The organism is Bosea sp. 124 (genome assembly GCF_003046175.1).
Lineage (GTDB): Bacteria > Pseudomonadota > Alphaproteobacteria > Rhizobiales > Beijerinckiaceae > Allobosea.
Genome location: NZ_PZZM01000001.1, coordinates 2,892,583 through 2,914,452, shown reverse-complemented (window position 1 = coordinate 2,914,452; position 21,870 = coordinate 2,892,583). Strand labels below are relative to the sequence as shown.

Annotated in this window: 18 protein-coding genes; 10 read left to right on the top strand and 8 right to left on the bottom strand. The window is 66.0% G+C overall.

Annotated elements, in window-relative coordinates; translation table 11 throughout:
- Positions 1 to 58: 58 nt before the first annotated feature.
- From sucD to C8D03_RS13765, 6 genes are all read right to left on the bottom strand, one after another.
- The gene (gene sucD, locus C8D03_RS13790; RefSeq protein ID WP_108046871.1) at positions 59 to 943 is read right to left on the bottom strand and encodes a succinate--CoA ligase subunit alpha; all 885 of its coding nucleotides are present in this window, start codon (positions 941 to 943) and stop codon (positions 59 to 61) included.
- Positions 944 to 952: 9 nt separating this feature from the next.
- Positions 953 to 2,149, bottom strand: a complete 1,197-nt coding sequence (sucC, locus tag C8D03_RS13785; RefSeq protein ID WP_108046869.1) for an ADP-forming succinate--CoA ligase subunit beta — start codon at positions 2,147 to 2,149, stop codon at positions 953 to 955.
- Between the two features lie 94 nt (positions 2,150 to 2,243).
- The gene (gene mdh / locus C8D03_RS13780; RefSeq protein ID WP_108046867.1) at positions 2,244 to 3,206 is read right to left on the bottom strand and encodes a malate dehydrogenase; all 963 of its coding nucleotides are present in this window, start codon (positions 3,204 to 3,206) and stop codon (positions 2,244 to 2,246) included.
- A 261-nt stretch (positions 3,207 to 3,467) separates the two neighbouring features.
- Positions 3,468 to 4,067 (bottom strand): TetR/AcrR family transcriptional regulator, encoded by a 600-nt coding sequence (locus tag C8D03_RS13775; RefSeq protein WP_248308463.1) that lies wholly within the window; start codon positions 4,065 to 4,067, stop codon positions 3,468 to 3,470.
- A 5-nt stretch (positions 4,068 to 4,072) separates the two neighbouring features.
- Positions 4,073 to 5,251, bottom strand: coding sequence for a cell division protein ZapE (gene zapE, locus C8D03_RS13770; RefSeq protein WP_108046863.1), 1,179 nt, complete (start codon positions 5,249 to 5,251; stop codon positions 4,073 to 4,075).
- A gap of 110 nt (positions 5,252 to 5,361) precedes the next feature.
- Complete coding sequence (locus C8D03_RS13765) at positions 5,362 to 6,279, bottom strand: PepSY-associated TM helix domain-containing protein (RefSeq protein ID WP_108046861.1); 918 nt, start codon at positions 6,277 to 6,279, stop codon at positions 5,362 to 5,364.
- Positions 6,280 to 7,040: 761 nt separating this feature from the next.
- Between C8D03_RS13765 and C8D03_RS13760 the strand changes: the two genes are divergently transcribed.
- Together C8D03_RS13760 and C8D03_RS26165 are read left to right on the top strand one after the other, a co-directional pair.
- The gene (locus C8D03_RS13760; RefSeq protein ID WP_108046859.1) at positions 7,041 to 7,385 is read left to right on the top strand and encodes an endonuclease domain-containing protein; all 345 of its coding nucleotides are present in this window, start codon (positions 7,041 to 7,043) and stop codon (positions 7,383 to 7,385) included.
- 686 nt (positions 7,386 to 8,071) lie between these two features.
- Positions 8,072 to 8,830, top strand: a complete 759-nt coding sequence (locus tag C8D03_RS26165) for a hypothetical protein (RefSeq protein WP_146170173.1) — start codon at positions 8,072 to 8,074, stop codon at positions 8,828 to 8,830.
- On the opposite strand, the gene C8D03_RS13755 is transcribed toward C8D03_RS26165, so the two are convergent.
- A protein-coding gene (locus tag C8D03_RS13755; RefSeq protein ID WP_181300966.1) for an IS5 family transposase occupies positions 8,778 to 9,544 on the bottom strand; the annotation gives its coding sequence in 2 pieces (ribosomal slippage) (positions 8,778 to 9,232 and positions 9,232 to 9,544; 768 coding nt in all). The genes C8D03_RS26165 and C8D03_RS13755 overlap by 53 nt on opposite strands.
- A 602-nt stretch (positions 9,545 to 10,146) precedes the next feature.
- On the opposite strand from C8D03_RS13755, the gene C8D03_RS13750 reads away from it, so the two are divergent.
- The 5 genes from C8D03_RS13750 (at position 10,147) to bla (ending at position 15,198) form a co-directional block, all read left to right on the top strand.
- Positions 10,147 to 11,325: a phosphoserine transaminase gene (locus tag C8D03_RS13750; protein WP_108051633.1), complete on the top strand. Its 1,179-nt coding sequence runs from the start codon at positions 10,147 to 10,149 to the stop codon at positions 11,323 to 11,325.
- A gap of 199 nt (positions 11,326 to 11,524) precedes the next feature.
- Positions 11,525 to 13,114: a phosphoglycerate dehydrogenase gene (gene serA / locus C8D03_RS13745; RefSeq protein WP_108046857.1), complete on the top strand. Its 1,590-nt coding sequence runs from the start codon at positions 11,525 to 11,527 to the stop codon at positions 13,112 to 13,114.
- Between the two features lie 6 nt (positions 13,115 to 13,120).
- Positions 13,121 to 13,402 carry a DUF1902 domain-containing protein gene (locus C8D03_RS13740; RefSeq protein WP_108046855.1) on the top strand — a complete coding sequence of 94 codons (282 nt, stop codon included), beginning with the start codon at positions 13,121 to 13,123 and terminating at the stop codon, positions 13,400 to 13,402.
- Between the two features lie 30 nt (positions 13,403 to 13,432).
- A complete protein-coding gene (locus C8D03_RS13735) occupies positions 13,433 to 13,747 on the top strand; it encodes a DUF1902 domain-containing protein (RefSeq protein WP_248308461.1) in 315 nt (104 codons plus the stop codon).
- Positions 13,748 to 14,187: 440 nt separating this feature from the next.
- Positions 14,188 to 15,198 (top strand): class A beta-lactamase, encoded by a 1,011-nt coding sequence (gene bla, locus C8D03_RS13725; RefSeq protein WP_181300964.1) that lies wholly within the window; start codon positions 14,188 to 14,190, stop codon positions 15,196 to 15,198.
- Positions 15,199 to 15,272: 74 nt separating this feature from the next.
- On the opposite strand, the gene C8D03_RS13720 is transcribed toward bla, so the two are convergent.
- On the bottom strand, positions 15,273 to 16,184 hold the full coding sequence (locus C8D03_RS13720) for a DMT family transporter (protein WP_248308460.1): 912 nt from the start codon (positions 16,182 to 16,184) through the stop codon (positions 15,273 to 15,275).
- Positions 16,185 to 16,315: 131 nt separating this feature from the next.
- Here C8D03_RS13720 and C8D03_RS13715 point away from each other — a divergent pair, with 131 nt between their 5' ends.
- The 3 genes from C8D03_RS13715 to C8D03_RS13705 all read left to right on the top strand — a co-directional run bounded on the left by C8D03_RS13715 (position 16,316) and on the right by C8D03_RS13705 (position 21,679).
- Positions 16,316 to 17,197: a type 1 glutamine amidotransferase gene (locus tag C8D03_RS13715; RefSeq protein ID WP_108046847.1), complete on the top strand. Its 882-nt coding sequence runs from the start codon at positions 16,316 to 16,318 to the stop codon at positions 17,195 to 17,197.
- A gap of 444 nt (positions 17,198 to 17,641) precedes the next feature.
- Complete coding sequence (locus tag C8D03_RS13710; RefSeq protein WP_108046845.1) at positions 17,642 to 19,699, top strand: methyl-accepting chemotaxis protein; 2,058 nt, start codon at positions 17,642 to 17,644, stop codon at positions 19,697 to 19,699.
- Positions 19,700 to 19,936: 237 nt separating this feature from the next.
- Positions 19,937 to 21,679, top strand: a complete 1,743-nt coding sequence (locus C8D03_RS13705; RefSeq protein WP_108046843.1) for a mucoidy inhibitor MuiA family protein — start codon at positions 19,937 to 19,939, stop codon at positions 21,677 to 21,679.
- Positions 21,680 to 21,870 lie beyond the last annotated feature (191 nt).

Below are 21,870 nucleotides of genomic sequence, written 5' to 3'. Positions count from 1 at the left end.
GAGGTCCGGCGGGGCAAAATGGCCGGGTCACACCCGACCATGACGCCCCTGCCTTGCCTCAGCCCTTCAACACCTCGACCAAGGTCTTTCCAAGGCGCGCCGGCGAGGGCGAGACCCGGATGCCGGCCGCTTCCATGGCCGCGATCTTGTCCTCGGCGCCGCCCTTGCCGCCCGAGATGATCGCGCCCGCATGGCCCATGCGGCGGCCCGGAGGCGCCGTGCGACCGGCGATGAAGCCGACCATCGGCTTCTTGCGACCGCGCTTGGCCTCGTCCTTGATGAACTGGGCCGCATCTTCCTCGGCCGACCCGCCGATCTCGCCGATCATCACGATCGACTTGGTCGCGTCGTCGGCCAGGAACATCTCCAGCATGTCGATGAACTCGGTGCCCTTGACCGGATCGCCGCCGATGCCGACGGCGGTGGTCTGGCCGAGGCCTTCGCGCGTGGTCTGGAACACCGCCTCATAGGTCAGCGTGCCGGAGCGCGAGACGATGCCGACCGAGCCCGGCTTGAAGATGTTGGCCGGCATGATGCCGATCTTGCTCTCGCCCGCGGTCACGACGCCCGGGCAGTTTGGCCCGATCAGGCGCGACTTGGAGCCCGAGAGCGAACGCTTGACCTTGACCATGTCGAGCACCGGAATGCCCTCGGTGATGCAGATGATCAGCGGAATCTCGGCGTCGATCGCCTCGCAAATCGCGTCCGCCGCGCCCGGAGGCGGCACATAGACGACGGACGCCGTGGCGCCGGTCTTCGCCTTCGCCTCGAACACGCTGTCGAAGACGGGCAGGCCGAGATGAAGCGAACCGCCCTTGCCGGGCGATGTGCCGCCGACCATCTGCGTGCCATAGGCGATCGCCTGCTCGGAGTGGAAGGTGCCGTTCTTGCCGGTGAAACCCTGGCAGATGACCTTGGTGTTCTTGTCGATCAGGATGGACATGGTTTCTCCTCAAGCCTTCTTGATCGCGGCCACGATCTTCTGCGCGGCATCGTCGAGGTCGTCGGCGGGAATGACGTTGAGACCGGAGGACGAGATGATGTCCTTGCCTTCCTGGACGTTGGTGCCCTCGAGGCGCACCACCAGCGGGACCTGAAGGCCGACAGCCTTCACCGCGGCGATGACGCCGCGCGCGATGACGTCGCACTTCATGATGCCGCCGAAGATGTTGACCAGGATGCCCTTCACCTTCGGATCGGCGGTGATGATCTTGAACGCCGCCGTGACCTTCTCTTCGCTGGCGCCGCCGCCGACATCGAGGAAGTTCGCCGGGCTTTCGCCGTAGAGCTGGATGATGTCGAGCGTCGCCATGGCGAGGCCGGCGCCGTTGACCATGCAGCCGATCGTGCCGTCGAGCGCGATATAGGCGAGGTCATATTTCGAAGCCTCGATCTCCTTCTCGTCCTCTTCCGTGGTGTCGCGGAGCGCGACGATCTCGGGATGACGGTAGAGCGAGTTGGAATCGAACGAGATCTTCGCGTCGAGGCACTTGATCTGGCCCTGCGTCGTCACGATCAGCGGGTTGATCTCCAGCATGTCCATGTCCTTGGACACGAACGCCGTATAGATCTGGCTGAGCACGGCGCCGGCCTGCTTGGCCTGGTCGCCGGTCAGGCCCAGGATGCGGGCCATCGAGCGGCCATGATGCGGCATGATGCCGGTCGCCGGATCGACCGAGAAGGTCTCGATCTTCTCGGGCGTGTCATGGGCGACGGCTTCGATGTCCATGCCGCCTTCGGTCGAGACGACGAAGGCAACGCGCGAGGTCGTGCGGTCGACCAGCGCCGAGAGGTAGAACTCCTTCTCGATGTCCGAGCCGTCCTCGATATAGAGTCGGTTGACCTGCTTGCCGGCTTCGCCGGTCTGCGCCGTCACCAGCGTGTTGCCGAGCATCTCCTTGGCGTGGGCTTCGACCTCTTCGACCGACTTGGCCAGGCGCACGCCGCCCTTGGCGTCGGGTCCGAGCTCCTTGAACTTGCCCTTGCCGCGACCGCCCGCATGGATCTGCGACTTCACGACATAGAGCGGCCCGGGCAGCTTCTTGGCGGCCTCGACCGCCTCCGCCACCGTCAGAGCCGGGAAGCCGGCGGAGACGGGCGCGCCGAACTCCTTGAGGACGGCCTTGCCCTGGTATTCGTGGATGTTCATGTGCTCGGTTTCCCTGGAACGAATTGGGTCTGGCGAATGCCGGGCGGGGATGACGGGCGCGCTGGTCGCGCGCCCTCATGCCACCCGTTCTAGATCACGCCAGTGACGAATCGATGGCCTTGCAGGCTTCGATCAGGCCCTGCACGGATGCGACCGACTTCGCCAGCATCTCCTTCTCGGCGCCGTTGAGGCGGATCTTGACGACGCGCTCGACGCCCTTGGCGCCGATCACCACCGGCACGCCGAGGAACATGTCCCTGACGCCGTACTGGCCCTTGAGCGCGGCGGCCGCCGGCAGCACGCGCTTCTGATCCTTGAGATAGCTCTCCGCCATCGCGATGGCGGAAGCGGCAGGCGCATAGAAGGCCGAGCCGGTCTTGAGCAGGTTGACGATCTCGCCACCGCCCTTGCGGGTCCGGTCGACGATGGCGTCGATGCGCTCCTGCGTCGTCCACTTCATCTTGACGAGGTCCGGCAGCGGGATGCCGGCGACGCCGGAGTAGCGCACCAGCGGCACCATATCGTCGCCATGGCCACCGAGCACGAAGGCCGAGACGTCCTTGACCGAAACCTTGAACTCGTCGGCGAGGAAGTGGCGGAAGCGGGCCGAGTCGAGCACGCCGGCCATGCCGCAGATCATGTTGGGCTTGAGGCCCGAGAACTTCTGCAGCGCCCAGACCATCGCGTCGAGCGGGTTGGTGATGCAGATCACGAAGGCCTTGGGGGCGTAGGTCTTGATGCCCTCGCCGACCGCCTTCATCACCTTCAGGTTGATGCCGATCAGATCGTCGCGGCTCATGCCGGGCTTCCGGGGCACGCCGGCGGTGACGATGATCACGTCGGCGCCCTTGATGTCCTCATAGGAAGACGTGCCCTTGTAACCGGCGTCGAAGCCGTCGACCGGGGCGGACTCGGCGATGTCGAGGCCCTTGCCCTGCGGTATGCCGTCGGCGATATCGAACAGGACGATGTCGCCGAGTTCCTTCAAACCGGCGAGGTGGGCCAGCGTGCCGCCGATCTGGCCGGCCCCGATGAGGGCGATCTTCTTACGGGCCATTGCCTAGTCCTTTGTCCTGACGCTGCGAAATGCCGGAGAACCGGCGAAACCGTGGGTTCCTTTGGCCCAAGAGGCCCTTTTGCCGCAACCCTTGCCCGACTTTGCCGGAAACGCCCGCGCAAGCGAAACCCTCTTCGCTCAACTGGCCTCTCCGCAAACGTTTTCAAGAGCTTGGTTGGCACCGCCCTCGTCTGGGCTCCACAATTGCACGGGAAGTGCGCAGTTACAATTTACAGAAGATGTAATTCGTTACAGAAATTATCAGACGATGCCGCTGCCCAGCACCCGCAGGATCACCCGGATCAGCGTCGACAGCCGAATGTCGATCGAGGCCTGTGGCACGTCGGCATCCAGCTCCAGCGCCGCAGGATGGATGAAGCGGTGCGTCGCGTCGATGATGAAGGCGATCGCCCGGTCGCGGTCGCGCGGCTCGAAGGTGCCCGACGCGATGCCTTCGTCGACGACGCGCTCGAACAGGGCGCGCACCCGGGCCCGGTTGCGCCGGCTGATCGCGTGGCGTTTCGCCACCGCCTGGGACAGGGCCGAAAACAGATGCGGCTCCTCGGTCAGCAGGTCGCGATTGGCCTTGGCCAGGGCCAGGATCAACCGCTCCAGCTTGTCGTCGGCGGGGTCGGGGCCGTCGGCGATATCGGCGAGGCGCCGCTCCGTCGCCTTCAGCCAGACATCCACCACCGCATCGACCAGCGCCGCGCGGGAGGGGAAATAGCGGTAGACATTGGCATGGGTCATGCCCGCTTCTTCGGCGACCGCGACCACCGTGAAGCGCTTCAGCCCGTATTGGCGCAGATGCTCGCTGGCGACCGTCAGGATACGGGTCTCGCTCGGCTCGCGCATCGGCATGGTGCTCAGGTCTCCACCAGCCCGCCGCTGTCGCCGCTCGCGGCCGAGTCGATGCGGCCATGCGGCAGGCCGAGATAGTCGTCCGAGCGCATCTCGATCAGCCGCGACACGGTGCGGTCGAACTCGAACGCCTCGCGGCCGGATTTCGCCCGGTACAGCTCGTGCGGCTCGGCTTCCGCCGAGGCGACCAGCTTCACATGATGTTCGTAGAGCGTATCGATCAGGATGATGAAGCGCTTGGTCTCGTTGCGGCGCTCGTCCGCCAGCACCGGGATGTCGTCCAGCACCAGCGTATGGAAGCGCTGCGCCAGCGCGATGTAGTCGGCCGCGCCATAGGCCTTCGAGCAGAGATCGGCGAAGCTCGCCCGCGCCACGCCGCCTGCCGCCCGCGGCACGACGAGATCGTGACCCTTGACCTCCAGCACCACCTCATGCCCCTGCGCGGTGCCCGTGAGCTTGCGGAAGGCGTCGTCGAGCGCGGCCTGCGCGGCGGCATCGGCCGGAACCCGATAGACCGGCGCGCCGCCGAGCTTCTCCAGCCGGAAATCGGTCCGCGCCTCGAGCTTCACCACCTCGACCTTCTCGCTCAGCAGCGCGACGAAGGGGAGAAACAGCGAGCGGTTCAGCCCGCCCTCATAGAGCCGCGACGGCTCGACATTCGAGGTCGCGACCACGATGACGCCGGCGGCAAACAGCGCCGTGAACAGCCGCCCGAGAATCATCGCATCGGCGATATCGGTCACCGTGAACTCGTCGAAGCAGAGCAGGCCAGCCTCCGCCGCCAGTTCCGCCGCGACCGGGCCGATCGGGTCTGGCTCCTTGACCTCGCCGGCCTTGAGGCGCTGGCGATAGGCATGGATGCGGCCATGCACATCGGCCAGGAATTCGTGGAAATGCACCCGCCGCCGCTTCGGCTCCGCGACGGACTCGTAGAACAGATCCATCAGCATGGTCTTCCCGCGGCCGACCGAGCCCCAGACATAGAGCCCCTTGGGCGGGTCCTTCGGATCGGCCTTCTTGCCGAAGAGCCAGCCCAGCGCGCTGCTCTTGCGCGCCAGCCGCCGCTGCGCCAGCGCCTCCGCCAGGACCTCGAGCCGCCTCACCACGGCGATCTGAGCCGGATCGCGCTCGATGGCGCCGGCCTCGACCAGGGCGGCGTAGCGTTCTGTGATCGAGGCGGTCATGCGGGCGGGAAGATCATGCGAGCGGAAGGATCGATGCTGCGGCGCGGGATCTCCGGGTTACGGCAGTGCCGCCTGCGCGGCAAGTGCGTGCGCCGCACGGCTGCCGCCCGTCATTCCGCCGGCACCGCCATCGCGCGGCGGCGCGGATTGCGCTTGCGGAAGCGGCGCTTCGCCCAGATCACCAGCCCGGTGCCCCAGAGCCCGGCCAGCACCACGGAAAGCGCCAGATTGAGCCCGCTGCCCCAGAGCGCGTGCCAGTTGCCCTCGTGCAGCGCCCGCGGCCAGTTCGTCGGCGCCTCCTGCAACCCCTCCTGCGCCACGACGAAACTGGCCAGCCGGTCGCCGACATAGACGCGCGCCAAAAGCCGGCCGCCGCGCACCCGCATCGAGGTCAGCCCGGCGAGATCATGCGTGCGGGCGACGAGCGGCACGGCCTCGACCAGCGGAATCCGCGGCGCCCGCGCCGCGCCCGGCGCCGGAATGAAGCTGATGCCGAAGGCGATGGCGAGCCCGGTCAGCGGCGAGAGCACGATCAGCGGCAGGAACAGCCAGGCACCGACGCTGTGCCAGCCGCCCAGCGTGTTGCGCAGGCGCGGCCAGCCCATCAGCACACCGAGCGCCGCCAGCACCAGCATGGCGATGGTCGAGGCGCTGACCAGCCAGCCGAGATCGAGCAGCAGCCGCTCATGGAGCTGGCGGGCGGTGCCGAACCAGTCGGCCCAGCCCGGCTCGTCGATCTCCGCGCCGGTCCGCAGGCTGACATCGACCGCACCGTCGGGCCCGGCCCCGTTCAGCGTCATGAGCTGGTCATAGGTCCGGATCGACAGGCCGGTCGCCTTGCCTTCGGGATCGAACCGCGCCAGCGCCGCCAGCACCGAAGCCTCGGTCACAGGCGCGGCCGGCCGCGTGCGCTGCGCCAGCGGCTCGACCGAGAGCACGAGCCCGCTCAGGATCAATGCGATCAGCGGCAGGGCGAAGACGAGCGTGATCCAGCGGTGGAACCGCAGCCAATAGGGCTTGAGAGCCATGGTGAAGAGCTTTCGGGTCGCGTCGCCTTGGAACCTTTCTAAACAAGTCCGCCAACGAGCGCCATTGTGCTGGATCAAGCCCTTGCCTGTCCGGCGTCCAGCCGGTGCGCGACTCTCCTCCAGAGGGCGCGCGAACCGCAACACAACCCCCCTTGTGGGGAGGGGTTCTCCGTCGCGTTTCCCGCGCATGACAAACCCCCGCCCGCGTCTCCGCGTCGGGTGATGATGAGGGGCAGCGGAGCGCCGCGAGGCGCGGGGGTATCGGGCCGCTTCCATTGAGCCAGGTCGCGGCGCGGAGGGATTGAGCCACCCTCCGCACGCCCCGTGGCGCTCCGCTCATCGGCGATTTGACGACTCCGGGCCGCGCTTAGCGGGTCGATGGCGAGCCGGCGCCGCGAGCCGTTCCGACGCCAGTTCGGCTCATCGCCTCGTCGCGTCTACTCCGGCATGGGGCGAAGGCCTGATGCCGCCGACCGTTCCAGCGAGCTCCTCGCACAGGGACCGTAGTGTCCCCAGGGCGGTTCCCGAAGCCTCCCGGGAGTGGATCGTGACTCCACCCGCAGGCGCCGCCCCCATCCCCACCAACGGCACACCTCCGGATGGCTGCCCCTCGGGGATGAGGTGGGGCCGATTATGGGGAGGATTTGGGAGGCGGGGATAAGAATGATCCCCTATCCCTTCGACGATGAAGCGCGGGGAACCCTTCTCCTGTAAGGAGAGGGGCAAGGGAGAGGTGTCGGCCCTTGAACGAGTGAGGCGCGATGGCAACCGAGCGACAGGACTTCGCCCGAAAACTCCGCAAGCAATCGACAAAGTCGGAAGACATCCTCTGGAGCCTCCTGCGCGCCCATCGTCTCGACGGGCTGAAGTTCCAGCGACAAGCGCCGCTGCTCAGCTACACCGTCGATTTCCTCTGCTTCCAGCACAAACTCGTCATCGAACTCGACGGCAGGCAGCATGAGGCCGAGCAAGACTACGACGCGGCGCGCACGCAGGAGATCGAGCGCCATGGCTTCATGGTGATCCGCTTCCGCAACGATCTTGTGCTCAACGACCGCGACGCCGTCATCGCCCGCATCCGCGAAGCGGCGGGAACCTCGCGATAGAACCCTCTCCTGTAAGGAGAGGGCAGGGAGAGGTGTCGGCCGTTCCCCGCATGAGGCTCGCGTGTCGGCAGCGGTGAGGTTTGCGCCCCGCTGGTCCAGGGGCCGACACCGCACCCCTGCCCCTCTCCTTACAGGAGAGGGGTTCCCCGCGCCCTTCGTCACAGCCGAGATGCTTCTTCCCTCGCATCCGGAAGCGCTCGGAACCACGCCGCAGAACCCTCTCCTGTAAGGAGAGGGCAGGGGTGAGGTGTCAGCCGTTTTCCGCAAGAGGCTGTGGTCGGCAGCGGTGAGGTTCGCGCCCCGCTGGTCAAGGGGCCGACACCTCTCCCCTGCCCCTCTCCTTACAGGAGAGGGGTTCCCCGCGCCCTTCGCCGCAACCGCGACGCCTCTCCCCTCGCATCCGGAAGCGCTCGAAACCACGCCGCAGAACCCTCTCCTGTAAGGAGAGGGCAGGGAGAGGTGTCGGCCGTTATCCGCATAAGGCTCGCGTGAGCAGCGGTGAGGTTTGCGCCCCGCTGGTCCAGGGGCCGACACCTCACCCCTGCCCCTCTCCTTACAGGAGAGGGGTTCTTCCAGCGCCCGCCAGACTCTGCACGGCATTGAAGAGGATAATGAGGACGCCGTGCCGATACTGGACAAAGGCGAACAAACCATGCACGCTCAAACGGAAACGGTGGGGAACATCAATGTCAGATCAAGCTGATCAAAAGAGGCAAGAAAAGGCGACTGGCGCACACGCGAATATTCAAGCCACCACGCCTGCCTCACCAAAAATACGAAAACATCCTACTCCGCGACCTTTTCCAACTGTTTCATTAGAAAAGGCACTGAGCATAGCAAATGCGATAAAAGAGAAGAATGCCGGAAACCCTTGGGCGCCAACACAAGTTGCGAAAGCTCTCGGCATAGGCGAAAAATCAAGCTCGATCGACACTCTCTACAGAGCATCTAATTTATATGGATTGACAAGCGGCACCAGGGGCGCATCAGCGATCTCGATCGAGAAGATCGGCAGAGACATTGTCTACGCACCAAGCCCCGACGCCGTAACAAATGCACGTCGCAGAGCATTTCTGAATGTCGAATTATTCTCAAAAGTACTTGAGTACTATAAAGGAAATAGACTTCCGGAAATTGAATTCCTTTCGAATACACTAGTATCTGAATTTTCTCTGCCAAAAGAATTTCACGGAGTGTTCAGAGAGATTTTCTTAGAGAATTGCGATTTCGTACAAATCGGACCGAATTGGGGCGCATCGAGTGCGTTGGAAGGCACTATAGAACGCCGGTTTCCTACACCAAGCATACCGGCGGTCAGGACAATCGCGGCGGAGCACAACACAGACGGCAAAAAATGCTTTGTTATTATGCCTTTCACAGAAAGAAATCCGGCTAGGCCGTGGACTCATTACCGCGTAGCCAGATCCTTACGCATGCGAGCTTGAGGGTTGCGAGGAAGTTCTCCGCGAGCTTGTCGTAGCGTGTGGCGACGCGGCGGAACTGTTTGATCTTGTTGAAGAAGCGCTCGATCAGGTTCCTGTCCCTGTAGAGGTGGCGGCTGAAGCAGATCGGGTCCTTCCGATTGCTCTTGGGCGGAATGTTGGCCCAGGCTCCACGTTCGCCGACGAGCGCGCGCAAGGCGTTGGCGTCGTAGCCCTTGTCGGCCATCAGCATCGCGCCGGGAGCGAGATGGCCGATCAGGTCGGCGGCACTGGCGATGTCGCTGGCTTGCCCTGCCGTCAGCTTGAGCTGGATCGGGCGCCCTTGCGCGTCGACGAGGGCATGGATTTTGGTGGTGAGCCCGCCGCGCGAGCGACCGAGACAACGATCTCGACCCCCCTTTTTCCGGTTGCACCCTGCTGGTGGACCCGCACGACCGAGGTGTCGATCATCTGGACGTCGCCGTCGTAAGCCTTTGTGATCGCGTCCATCAGCCGATCCCAGACGCCGGCTTTGCGCCAGCGGTTGAAGCGATTGTAGATCGTCGTCGGTGGGCCATAGCGCGCTGGCACATCCGCCCAGGGCGCGCCCGAGCGAAGCACCCAGAAGATACCGTTCAGGACGCGCCGATCATCGACCCGCGGCACGCCGCGCGGCTTGTTGGGAAGATGCGGCTCGATCGCCGTCCATTCAAAATCGCTGAGTTCGTAGCGTCCCATCGCCAAGCTCCTCTTTCGGAGCTTGAATCACAAAATCGCCGCCGCTGGAATCGGCTGGACGCGCTTATGGGTTTACGGCCTAGGTCGCGCGGCTTTTTCGACGAGGTTTTTGAAAGTTTAATCAAACCCGCGGCCGAAGCGGCCGGCTTTGACGTCGCGACTGCCAATAAAGATGGTAGCGACGTTATTCAGTCCACGATCATAAATGAGCTCATTGATTCGGATATGGTGATCGCCGACCTCACAGATCATAATCCTAATGTGCTGTTCGAACTTGGAATTCGAATGTCGCAAGAAAAGCCGGTAGCTATAATCAAATCATCAGACACCGGTCGGATTTTTGACGTCGACAATATGCTCAGAGTATTCGAGTATAGCCCGAATTTATGGCAGAGCAGCCTAAAAACTGATATACCGAGGCTCGAAGGAAAAATTCGAGCAACTTGGGAAGAGCGAGGACACCAGCGCTCCTACATATCAATACTGCGTACAAAGAGCTAAACTCCCCCATCCCTTGACTCCCCCCACCCCTCCGTCCTAACCCCCGCCTCGGGACACGCCACCCCACCGTGGCGCGCCCATCTGTAAGGATGGAGACATCGATGGCGAATACCGTTCCGGCCACGCGTCCGCGCGTGCCGCATTTCTCGTCCGGCCCCTGCGCCAAGCGCCCCGGCTGGTCCCTCAAGGCTCTCAGTGACGCAGCACTCGGCCGCTCGCACCGCGCCAAGGTCGGCAAGGACAAGCTAAAAGCTGCCATCGACCTGACCCGCGAGGTGCTGCAGGTGCCGGCCGATTACCGCATCGGCATCGTGCCGGCCTCCGACACCGGCGCCGTCGAGATGGCGCTGTGGTCCTTGTTGGGCGCCCGCGGCGTCGACATGGTCAGCTGGGAGAGCTTCGGCGCCGGCTGGGTCACCGATGTCGTCAAGCAGCTCAAGCTCGCCGATGTCCGCACGCTTGACGCGCCCTATGGCGAATTGCCGAACCTGAAGAAGCTCGACACCAAGACCCGCGACGTCGTCTTCACCTGGAACGGCACGACCTCAGGCGTGCGCGTCGTCGATGCGAGCTGGATCGCCGACGACCGCGAGGGGCTGACCATCTGCGACGCGACCTCGGCCGCCTTCGCGCAGCGCCTCGACTGGCAAAAGCTCGATGTCACCACCTTCTCCTGGCAGAAGGTGCTCGGCGGCGAGGCAGCCCATGGCATGATCATTCTCTCGCCCCGCGCGGTCGAGCGTCTGGTGACCTACAAGCCGTCCTGGCCGCTGCCGAAGATCTTCCGCATGACCTCGGGCGGCAAGCTGATCGAGGGCATCTTCCAGGGCGAGACCATCAACACGCCCTCCATGCTCGCGGTCGAGGATTATCTCGATGCGCTGGCCTGGGCGAAGAAGGTCGGCGGGCTCGACGGGCTGGTGAAGCGGGCCGACGGCAATTTCCGCGTCATCGCCAAATTCGTGCGCGAGAACGACTGGATCGACTTCCTCGCCGTGAAGCCGAAGACGCGCTCGAACACGAGCGTTTGCCTGAAGTTCTCCGACCCGGCCGTGACGGCGCTGCCGGCGGACGCGCAGGCGGCCTTCGCCAAGCAGGTCGTCGGCATCATCGAGAAGGCCGGCGCCGGCTTCGACCTCGGCCATTACCGCGACGCTCCTCCCGGCCTGCGCATCTGGTGCGGCGCGACGGTGCAGTCGCGCGACCTCAAGGCGCTGCTGCCCTGGATCGAGTACGCCTTCGCCGAGGCCAAGGCGGGGTTGAGCAAGAAGGCGGCGTAAGGCGCCTGCTTCCCACAAACGCGACGTCGTCCCGGACAAGCGGCTGAAAGCCGCGCCGATCCGGGACCCATTCCTGAACCGTTCCGGAATGGGTCCCGGGTCTCCCTTCGGTCGCCCGGGACGACCCGCGCGTTTCCCCGTTTCCTGAATTCACGCACGCGCAGAGCGCCTCAGCGCCGCGCCAGCCGGAGCCATCCTCATGACAGCCCCCAAGGTCCTGATCTCGGACGCCCTTTCCCCCGCCGCCGTGCAGATCTTCAAGGATCGCGGCATCGACGTGACCTTCGATCCCAATCTCGGCAAGGACAAGGACAAGCTCGCCGCGATCATCGGCGACTATGACGGCCTCGCCATCCGCTCGGCCACCAAGGCGACGGCCAAGCTGCTGGAAGCGGCCAAGAACCTCAAGGTCATCGGCCGCGCCGGCATCGGCGTCGACAATGTCGAGATTCCCGCCGCCACGGCGCGCGGCATCATCGTGATGAACACGCCCTTCGGCAATTCGATCACCACCGCCGAGCACGCCATCGCGATGATGTTCGCGCTCGCCCGCCAGATCCCCTCCGCCGACGTCTCGACCCAGGCCGGAAAGTGGGAGAAGAACCGCTTCATGGGCGTGGAGATCACCGCCAAGACGCTCGGGCTGATCGGCTGCGGCAATATCGGCGCGATCGTCGCCGAGCGCGGCATCGGCTTGAAGATGCGCGTCATCGCCTATGACCCCTATCTCTCGCCCGAGCGCGCGGTCGCACTCGGCGTCGAGAAGGTCGAGCTGGAAGAGCTGCTCAAGCGCGCCGACTTCATCACGCTGCACGTCCCGATGACGGCGATGACCAAGAACATCCTCTCGGCCGAGAACCTCGCCAAGACCAAGAAGGGCGTGCGCATCATCAACTGCGCCCGCGGCGGGCTCGTCGACGAGCAGGCGCTGGCCGACCTGATCAAGTCCGGCCATGTCGCGGGTGCGGCCTTCGACGTGTTCTCGGTCGAGCCAGCGGAATCGAACCCGCTGTTCGGGCTGGAGAACGTCGTCTGCACGCCTCATCTCGGCGCCGCCACCAACGAGGCGCAGGAGAATGTCGCCCTGCAGGTCGCCGAGCAGATGTCGGACTATCTGCTCAAGGGCGCGATCACCAACGCGGTGAACTTCCCCTCGATCTCAGCCGAGGAAGCCCCGCGCATCAAGCCCTTCGTGGCGCTCGCCGAAAAGCTCGGCTCCTTCCTCGGCCAGCTCACCGAGGCGCCGGTCAAGGGCATCCGCATCGAGTATGAGGGCGCGGTCGCGAGCCTCAACCTGAAGGCGATCTCGGCCGCCGCGATCACCGGCGTGCTGCGGCCCTTCCTGCCCGAGATCAACATGGTCAACGCCGCCATGGTCGCCAAGGAGAAGGGCATCGTCGTCGAGGAGATGACGCGCGAGGTCGCCGGCAATCTCGAAAGCGTCATCCGCATCGTCGTCGAGGCCGAGGACATGCCGCGCCATGCCGCAGGCACCGTCTTCCAGGACGGCAAGCCGCGCATCGTCGAGATCCGCGACATCCAGGTCGATGCCGAATTCGCACCGCACATGCTTTATGTCCGCAACGCCGACAAGCCGGGCTTCATCGGCCAGTTCGGCTCGCTGCTGGGCGCCGCCGGCGTCAATGTCGCGACCTTCTCGCTCGGCCGCGACAAGCCCGGCGGCGACGCGATCTGCTATGTCGCCGTCGACGAGGCGATCTCGGACGAGCTGCTGGCCAAGATCCACGAGATCCCGATGGTCAAGCGGGCGCGGCGGCTGAGGTTTTAGACCCCCATGCGCTTCGCAGGCCTGCGCGCCATGGTCGCCTCCCGCAAGGACACGGCCATGGCGCCACTGAAATTCGAGGTCCGTCGCGACGAGGAGGCCGGCGTCTGGTACGCCGTCGCCACCGACGAGAGCGGCATCGTCACCGAAGCCGAGACGCTGGACGCCCTGCGCGAGCGACTGAAGCAGCTCGTGCCGGATTTCCTCGAGCTCGACTGCGACTGCCCGATCGAGCTGGAGATGTGCAGCGACGAGCTGGCCTTCGGCTCTTGCGAGCTGCCGCCGCGCTGATCGAGGCTTAGAGACCAGCGCGAAAGCGAGATGAGCCCGCATGCGGAAAAATCGCTTGGAGCCGGCCATGCCATCACGCATCATCATGACGGTTCACGAGGTCAGGTAGCAGGCATGAAGCGGCACGCGATCGTCAGAGCGGCATGGGATGACGAAGCCGGCGTCTGGTATGTCGAAGAATCGGATATTCCCAGCCTCGCGACCGAAAGCGAGACGCTGGAGGGCTTGCGCCAGCGTATCCGCGACATCATTCCTGATCTTCTGCAAGATGCGGTGGACCGCCCGGACGAGATCGAGGTCGACATCATCGCTCACGCGCATGAACGGGTGCGGACCGCTGCATAAGAGTTGATGCATGCGATGAAGATGCGCCTTCACGTGCCAAACTTCATACTCGCCTGTGAAAGTTCATACTCAAATATGCTTATTGGCATATTTGAGTATGAACTTTCACATGAAGTGAATTTCTTGGTTGTAGTTGAATGCGAATCAGGAGGTATTCCTGTTCATGAAACTCCGTAAGGGGCGCACGTGAACAACTTTACATCTGCTGTTCGAGAAAGGCTCGCCGCGGCCGGTTATGAGCGTATCCGCTCAGGCAAGGGCGACCATGAAATCTGGCGCCATCCCTAGACGCGCGTGGCCGTTCCGGTCGATTCCAAGATCAAGTCTCGGCACACGGCCAACAAGATCATGAAGGACGCCGGCCTTCCCAAGGCTTTCTGACTCGCCCCACCCACGCCGCAATCACCCTCTCCCGTGCGCGCCGCTCACAGGAGATGCCCATGCTTCGCTTCGCCGCTATCGCCCTCGCCTGCCTTGCTGCCTCACAGGCCGTGTCGACGAACCCCGCCCGCGCCGACTGGGACAAGGCGAAGCTGGACAGGGAGATCGTCGCGATCGAGCGGCAGTCGAAAGGGCGGCTCGGCGTCGCCCTGCTCGACCTGAAGGACAGCAGGACCTGGTCGCATCGCGGCACCGAGTCCTTCCCGATGCAGAGCGTCTTCAAATGGCCGCTGGCGATTGCCGTGTTGCAGGCGGTCGAAGCCGGCCGTTTCAAGCTCGACGAGAAGATCACGATCAGGCGCAGCGAGTTCTCGCTCTATCACAGCCCCCTCGCCAAGGCCTTCGAAGGCGAGAGCAACGCCTATCCGCTGCGCGAGCTGATCGCGCTCGCCGCCGGAGAGAGCGACAACACCGCCGCCGACATCCTGATGCGCGAGATCGGCGGGCCGCGCGTCGTCCGTGCGATGCTGGCTGCGGGCGGCATCCAGGGCATCACGGTCGACCGCTACGAGCGGCAGTTCCAACCCGAGGTCTTCGGCCTGCCGGGCTTCGGCTGGAACGATGTGATCGACGAGCCGGCCTACCGGGCGAAGCTCGCCGCGCTCGATCCGGCAAAGCGCAAGGCCGCCCTGCAGACTGCACTTAAGGACCGCCGCGACAGTGCGACGCCCGAGGCCAGCGTGCTCTTTGTCGAGGCGCAGGCCAGGGGCAACTGGCTGCGCGGGCCCGCCCATAATGCCCTGATCGACAGGATCGTCACGGAAACGAAAAGCGGCGCGGACCGCATCCGCGCCGGCCTGCCCGAAGGCGCCCGCTTCGCCCACAAGACCGGGCTGGGCCTGACCATGGACGGCATCAACCACGCCACCAATGACATCGGCCTCGTCAACCTGCCGAACGGCCGCGTCTTTGCCATTGCCGTCTATCTCGCGGGCTCGACGGCGGATGCCAGGACTCGCGAAGCCGCCCACGCCGCCGTGGCGAAATTGGCTGTCGCTGCCTTGCGCTAGACGCTCCCGGGCCGGGCCTCGGAAACGCAGCGTCATCCCGGGCGTGCCCCCGAATCCGTCGAGAAGCCTCGAACTCAGCGCCGCCCCAGCCGCTCGGCAATGAAGATGCCGCCCAGCACGAGCGCCAGCGCCAGCCCGTGATACAGCGCGAGCTGTTCGCCGAGGATGAACACGGCCATGATCGGCGCGAACACCGGCACGAGATTGGCGAAGACCCCGGCCCGGCCGGGGCCGATCAGTTCGACCGCACGCAGGAAGGTGAGCTGCGCGATCATCGAGGGGCCGAGCACCACGAAGATCAAAATGAGCCAGCCCGTGACGGTCGGCCAGTAGGTATGGCCGGTCGCGATCTCGATCGCGAGCAGCGGCAGGGAACCGACGAACGCCGCAAAGCCCGCAGCCGCGAAGAAGACCAGCGCCGGCATCGGTGGGCGGTTGCGGATCGCGACCGTGTATCCGGCATAAAGCATCGACGCGACGATCATGTAGATGTCGCCGATCGCGAAACGGAGGCCAGCGAGAATATGGATGTCGCCGCGGCTGGCGGTGACGGCGATGCCGAGCATGGTGACGGCCACGCCCAGCGCCTGGAGAGGGGCGATCGGCGTGCGATAGACCAGGAAGGCGCCGATCAGCACGAAGATCGGGATCGAGCCCTGGAGAATGCCGATATTGATGGCGGTGGTCGAATAGCCTGCGAGATACAGGAGCAGGTTGAACATCGTGAAGCCGCAGATGCCCATCAGCGCGATGAAGCGCCAGCGCTGGCGCAGCACCGGGGCATGCTCGGCGAGTTCACGGCGCAGCAGCAGCGGCAGCACCAGGCAGACGCAGCCCCAGCGCAGCGTCGTCATCGTCATCGGCGAGATGTTGCCGACCGACAGCCTGCTGGCGATGGCGTTGCCGGCCCACATCAGCATCGTCAGTGTCAGCAGGAGATAGGCGTTGGCCCAGACTCGCTGCGGCAGGGTCTGGGTCGGGGGCAAGAGCGCGCGCCTCTCCGGAACGGGGATGCCTGCAATAGCCTTGCGCGCGGTTCCCGTCATGTGGGATGAGGCGCAAGGTTGCCCGGCGCCCGGCGCATCCCTGTGCAGAACACACCTCCCGGCCAATCCCCATGATCGACGTCTCAGCCCGCCCGCTCCGCCTTCTCTTCGTGGACGGCAACACCCGCGAGCAGCGCGAGAGCCATGCCACCGGCTACGGCACGCAACCGGCGCAGGCCTATGCGAACGAGGTCTCCGTGATCGTGCCGGGCGCGGTCGCCGACATCTGCCTGCCCGCCGACGAGGGCGCAAACCTCCCGGACGGCGCCGGGCTGCAATCCTATGACGGCATCTTCCTGACCGGCTCGGCCCTGCACATCTACCAGATCGAACCGGCAGTGACCCGGCAGATCGAGCTGATGCGCGCGATCTATGCCAGCGGCACGCCCTGCTTCGGCTCCTGCTGGGGCATCCAGATGGGCGCGGTCGCGGCCGGCGGCAGCGTCACGCGCAATCCCAACGGCCGCGAGATTGGCTTCGCGCGCAAGATCACCGTCAACGCGGCAGGCCGCGCCCACCCGCTTCTGGCCGGCCGGCCGACCGCCTTCGACGCGCCCGCGATCCATCTCGACACCGTCGCCCTGCCGCCCAGCGACACCACGATCCTGGCCTCGAACGCCTGCAGCCAGGTTCAGGCCGCAGAAATCCGCCATGACGGCGGCGTCTTCTGGGGTGTCCAGTACCATCCCGAATTCCCGCTGCGCCAGGTCGCCTCCATCCTCGGGCGGATGGTCCCGATCCTGATCGAGGAAGGCTTTCGCGCCGACGAGGCCGCCGCCCATGGCTGGCTCGCCGATCTGCGCGCGCTCGACGCCGAACCGGCGCGGCATGATCTCGCCTGGGCGCATGGTCTCGATGCCGAGGTGCTGGACGAACAGCGCCGCGTCACCGAACTGCGCAACTTCCTGACCCACCGGGTCCAGCCGCACGCGAGCATTCGCGGCCGGGTCTGAGAACGGCCCGAAGCACGCCGGGCGCATCTTCCGAAAACCGCGCGGCGACGAGGATGTGCCTGACTCGCCGCTGCCGACGGAACCCCGTCGCACGACGTCGGCTAGCCTGACCGGCGCAAAGCAAACCGGACGCGGCAGCCAATTCACGCCCGGCGCGCCGCATCGGATTTCCCAGGCCGATTCTGACCAAGAGGCAGTCCCGTCGCCCGGACGTCCCACGCGGTCGATCCCGCACGCTCGTATGCATGTCTCTGCAAATGCCTATTCGGTCAGCAAATCATTATTCGGCTTAATTCAATTTTAAGCAAAATCTCCGGAAGTGGGGTCTACCGCAGACCATAACGAAGGCATCGAACCTTCGCCCTCCGCTGCGGCACCGCCGATGCCTGCCCGTCTCCCTTCAGAACGACGCCCGCTTCGCGCCGCAGTCAAAGGCAAGAAATCTTGAAATCGATCCGCATCAAAATCATCGCGATCCTGGCGATCATCTCGCTCGGCGCCCTGTTCTCCTCGGGCCTCGGCATGTGGGCCCTGTCGCGCTCCGGCGATCTCAGCAAACGCTCCTCCGTCCAGGCCGATCTCGCACTCGCCACCGACCGGATCAACGGTCATGTCCTCGGCGTCGTGATGGACGCCCGCGGCATCTACATGTCGAAGGCGGCGGCAGATGCCGAGCCCTTCGCGAAGGGCGTGGAGGCACGCTTCCCGCAATTGCGCGCGCTGGCCGCCGAACTGACCCGGATCGCTCCCGAGGCGGAACGCGGCCGGACCCGCGAGATCGAGAAGGCCATCGCCGACTTCATCACCTTCCGCTCCGAAACGGTGCGCCTCGGTCGCGAGGTATCTCCGGCAGCCGCCAATGCCCAGGGCAACAACGACGCCAACCGGCTCAACCGGAAGGCGCTGAACGACCTGCTGCTGGCCTTCGCCAAGAGCAACGAGGCGACCGGTGACGCGCTCGCGCAGGATGCCGCGAACTTCACCCGGATGGCGCAGATCGCGCTGCCGATCGTGCTGGGCGTGACACTGCTCGGTTCGCTCCTGATCGCCATCTTCTTCGCGCAGCGCTCGCTGACGCAGCCGATCCTCGATCTCAGCGCCGTGATGGCGGCGCTGACGCATGGCGACCTCAAGGTCTCGGTGCCGCATCTCGACCGCAAGGACGAGATCGGCGCGATGGCGCAGGCGGTCTCGGTGCTGCGCGACAGCAGCGAGCAGGTCGCGTTGCTGCAGCAGCAGGAACAGGCGGCAGCCGCGGCGCGTCTGGCGCGGGCGCAGTCGATGGAGGCTGTGGTCTCCGATGTCGGCGAGGTCGTGGCAGCGGCTGCGGCCGGCGACTTCTCGGCCCGCCTCCAGATCGACCAGGCCGACGAGCAGATGCAGAAGCTCGTCGGCGGCATCAACGAGATCAACGCCGTCGTCGACGGCGCCACCGGCGACTTCTCGAGCGCGCTGCAGGCGATCGCGGCGGGTGACCTGACGCATCGTGTCGACAGGGCCTATCACGGCCGCTTCGCCGACCTCAAGAACGCCATCAACGAGACCGTCGAACGCCTGTCCTCGACGGTGAAGACGATCCAGACGACGACCGCCGATGTCGGGCTGGCCGCACGCGAGATCAATATGGGCGCCGACGACCTGTCGAAGCGCACCGAGGAACAGGCTTCGAGCCTCGAAGAGACGGCGGCCACGACCGAGCAGCTCGCGGCTTCGGTCAAGGCGACGGCGCAGGCGTCGCGCCAGGCGGCCTCGGTCGCCGACGAGGCGATGCAGGCGGCCCAGAGCGGCGGTGTGATTGCGGGCCAGGCGGTCGATGCGATGGCGCGCATCGAAACCGCGTCGACCAAGATCTCCGACATCATCCGGGTGATCGACGACATCGCCTTCCAGACCAATCTGCTGGCGCTGAACGCCGCCGTCGAGGCAGCCCGGGCCGGCGATGCCGGCAAGGGCTTCGCCGTCGTCGCCTCGGAGGTCCGCACGCTTGCCCAGCGCTCGAGCGAGGCCGCCAAGGACATCTCGGCGCTGATCTCGTCCTCGAACAGCGAGGTCGGCGAAGGTGTGAAGCTGGTCCGCCAGGCCGGCGAACAGCTCAGCCAGATTCTCGCCGCATCGGAAAAGGTCGCGGCGACGATCGCCGAGATTTCGGCGGCCTCCGGCGAACAGGCCAGCGGCATCGACGAGATGAGCCAGGCCGTCGCCCATCTCGACGAAATGACGCAGGCGAACGCAGCCCTGGCCGAACAGAGCGCCGCATCCGCCGGTTCGCTGACGGGCCGGATCGCCCAGCTCAACGACCTCGTCGCAGCCTTCAGGACGGGGCACGATGGCGCGGGAACGATCGTCGCCTATCGCCAGCCGGCCCCGGTCCGCGCCGCGGCTCCGGCCTCCGAACCGGCCCGGCTGCGCCAGATAGCCGAGGCTGCCTTCGTCCAGCAAAGCGCTCCAGCCCGCAAGGTCGTCAACGCCCGCGCCAGCGACGCCGGCTGGGAGGAATTCTGACCTTCCCGGGCATATCCCGGACGGCATCGGACACGAAGCCCTGCCCCCTTCGGGCAGGGTTTTTCGCTTCGGCAGGTCCGAAGACCGGCCGCTCGGACCCTGTCTCCCCCGAATGCAGGATGCCGCGAGGCGCCCCCCGCGCAAGGCTGTCCGCAGTCCGGCCCAATTCCGCCTTGGCCGCGCCGAATTCGAACCCGCCTATCACGGCCTCGTGATCGTCTGAGGGGATAGCACAGCATGATGACCCGACTTGCCGCCGCTCTGGTTCTCGCACCCGGCCTCGCCGTCGCGGCAGAGACTGAGCTGTCCTCGCGGATCGACCGCGTCACCGTCTATCCGGACGGCGCCGTCGTGACGCGGCTCGGCAAGGCGGAGCTGCTGCAGGGCGCCTCCCAGATCGTGCTGCGCGGCCTGCCGGCGACGATCGATCCCGCTTCGATCCGCGTCGAGGGCAAGGGCTTTTCGGATGGCTCGGGCAGCGGCGCCTTTTCTGTCGGCGCCGTCGATGTCCGCCTGACGCCCGGCGAGGCCCGCCCCGTGCTCGACACGGTGATCGAGGGCAAGCTCAAGGCGTTGCGCGAGGAAAAGGAGGCGCTGGCCGGCCGCGTCAGCGCGATCGAGGCCAAGCGCGCCACCATCGAGCGCTTTGCGCAGGTCGGCCCCGACAAGCTCGGCCCTGACGGCAAGGCGCTGCCGGTCGCCGACTGGCCGGCCGTGTTCGACGCCATCGGCGTCTCGCTGGTCAAGGTCCATGACGAATTGCGCGGCGCCCGGGCCCGCAGCAGCGACGTCGATGCTGAAATCGCGGCGCTGGAGCGGGCCAGGCCGCAGGCCGGCAAGCCCGGCGCGCCGAAGCGCGACATCGCCATCGCGGTCGAGGCCGCCGCCCCCGTCGCGGCCGAATTTGCGGTGACCTACCGCGTCGGCGGTGCCGGTTGGACGCCGCAATACGAGGCCCGGCTGACCACCGGCAGCGGCACGGCCAAGCCCTCGATCGACCTCGTCCGGCGTGCCGAATTGCGCCAGCGCACCGGCGAGGACTGGGGCGACGTCGCGCTCACCCTCTCGACCACGCGCTCGGCCGGCGGCACCCGCGCCCCGGAGCTGGCACCGATGCAGGTGATGTTCTTCGAGCCACCCGTGCTTTACGAGACCCGGCGTTCGGCCGCCGCCCCCGCCCCGATGGCCGCAGCGCGCGCCAGGGCGGAGGCCGACGCCATGGCCGAGCAGACCCAGAAGGCGGCCCCCGGCGGCGGCCAGCCCCAGGCTCAGGCCGCCCAGATGCAGACCGCGCAGGTCGAGGCAGGCGCCTATCAGGCGAGCTTCCAGGTGCCCGGCCGCGTCAGCATCCCGCAGGACGGCTCGTCCAAGACGGTGCTGCTGAGCCAGGGCAGGGTCGAGCCGACGCTGACCGCCCGCGTCACGCCGGAGCTCGAGGAGACCGCCTATCTCGAAGCCGCCTTCACGCATGAGGAGGCGGCGGCCCTGCTGCCGGGCACGGTCGCACTGCATCGCGATGGCAGCTATATCGGGCGCGGCCGGCTTGGGCTGGTGGCGCCCGGCGACAAGGTCGAGCTCGGCTTCGGCGCCGACGACAAGCTCAAGGTCACGCGCGCGCCAGTCCGCCGCCGCGAGAACGAGCCGACCTGGCTCGGCCAGACTCGCACCGACCTGCGCGAGTTCAGGACCGTGGTGAAGAGCCTGCACGCGCAGCCGGTCAAGGTGACGGTCAGCGAGCGCATCCCCTTCTCGGAAAGCACAGCGATCACGGTCGAGACGATCGCCGCCCAGACCACGCCGCCGACCGAAAAGCAGGTCGGCGACAAGCGCGGCGTTTCGGCCTGGACCTTCGATCTCGCGCCCGGCACGGAGAAGGAGATCAAGGTCGCCTACCGCATCAAATGGCCGGGCGACCGCGAGGTCACCTTCGCCCCGCAGCCGGCGCCCGGTCCCCTGCCGCTGCCCCGGCCGGTGAACTGAGCGGGAGCGCAATCCGAGCAGGCTTTGTGCTCATGGAAGCAAGGCCGTCGTACCGGGCGACCGCAGGGAGACCCGGGACCCATTCCGGAGCCTTTCCGATCCGTGCTCTGGAACGGGTCCAGGATCGGCGCCGCTTCGCGGCTTGTCCGGGACGACGCGCGTGAAGGTTCAAGCGCTCGGCAAATCGCGAC

Coding starts and splice junctions, on each gene's coding strand:
- C8D03_RS13750 (WP_108051633.1), top strand. CDS start 10,147: ATGGCGAATACCGTTCCGGCCACGCGTCCGCGCGTGCCGCATTTCTCG.
- C8D03_RS13735 (WP_248308461.1), top strand. CDS start 13,433: ATGAGCCCGCATGCGGAAAAATCGCTTGGAGCCGGCCATGCCATCACG.
- sucC (WP_108046869.1), bottom strand. CDS start 2,149: ATGAACATCCACGAATACCAGGGCAAGGCCGTCCTCAAGGAGTTCGGC.
- C8D03_RS13760 (WP_108046859.1), top strand. CDS start 7,041: ATGGCAACCGAGCGACAGGACTTCGCCCGAAAACTCCGCAAGCAATCG.
- bla (WP_181300964.1), top strand. CDS start 14,188: ATGCTTCGCTTCGCCGCTATCGCCCTCGCCTGCCTTGCTGCCTCACAG.
- zapE (WP_108046863.1), bottom strand. CDS start 5,251: ATGACCGCCTCGATCACAGAACGCTACGCCGCCCTGGTCGAGGCCGGC.
- C8D03_RS13715 (WP_108046847.1), top strand. CDS start 16,316: ATGATCGACGTCTCAGCCCGCCCGCTCCGCCTTCTCTTCGTGGACGGC.
- C8D03_RS26165 (WP_146170173.1), top strand. CDS start 8,072: ATGTCAGATCAAGCTGATCAAAAGAGGCAAGAAAAGGCGACTGGCGCA.
- serA (WP_108046857.1), top strand. CDS start 11,525: ATGACAGCCCCCAAGGTCCTGATCTCGGACGCCCTTTCCCCCGCCGCC.
- mdh (WP_108046867.1), bottom strand. CDS start 3,206: ATGGCCCGTAAGAAGATCGCCCTCATCGGGGCCGGCCAGATCGGCGGC.
- C8D03_RS13775 (WP_248308463.1), bottom strand. CDS start 4,067: ATGCCGATGCGCGAGCCGAGCGAGACCCGTATCCTGACGGTCGCCAGC.
- C8D03_RS13705 (WP_108046843.1), top strand. CDS start 19,937: ATGATGACCCGACTTGCCGCCGCTCTGGTTCTCGCACCCGGCCTCGCC.
- sucD (WP_108046871.1), bottom strand. CDS start 943: ATGTCCATCCTGATCGACAAGAACACCAAGGTCATCTGCCAGGGTTTC.
- C8D03_RS13740 (WP_108046855.1), top strand. CDS start 13,121: ATGCGCTTCGCAGGCCTGCGCGCCATGGTCGCCTCCCGCAAGGACACG.
- C8D03_RS13765 (WP_108046861.1), bottom strand. CDS start 6,279: ATGGCTCTCAAGCCCTATTGGCTGCGGTTCCACCGCTGGATCACGCTC.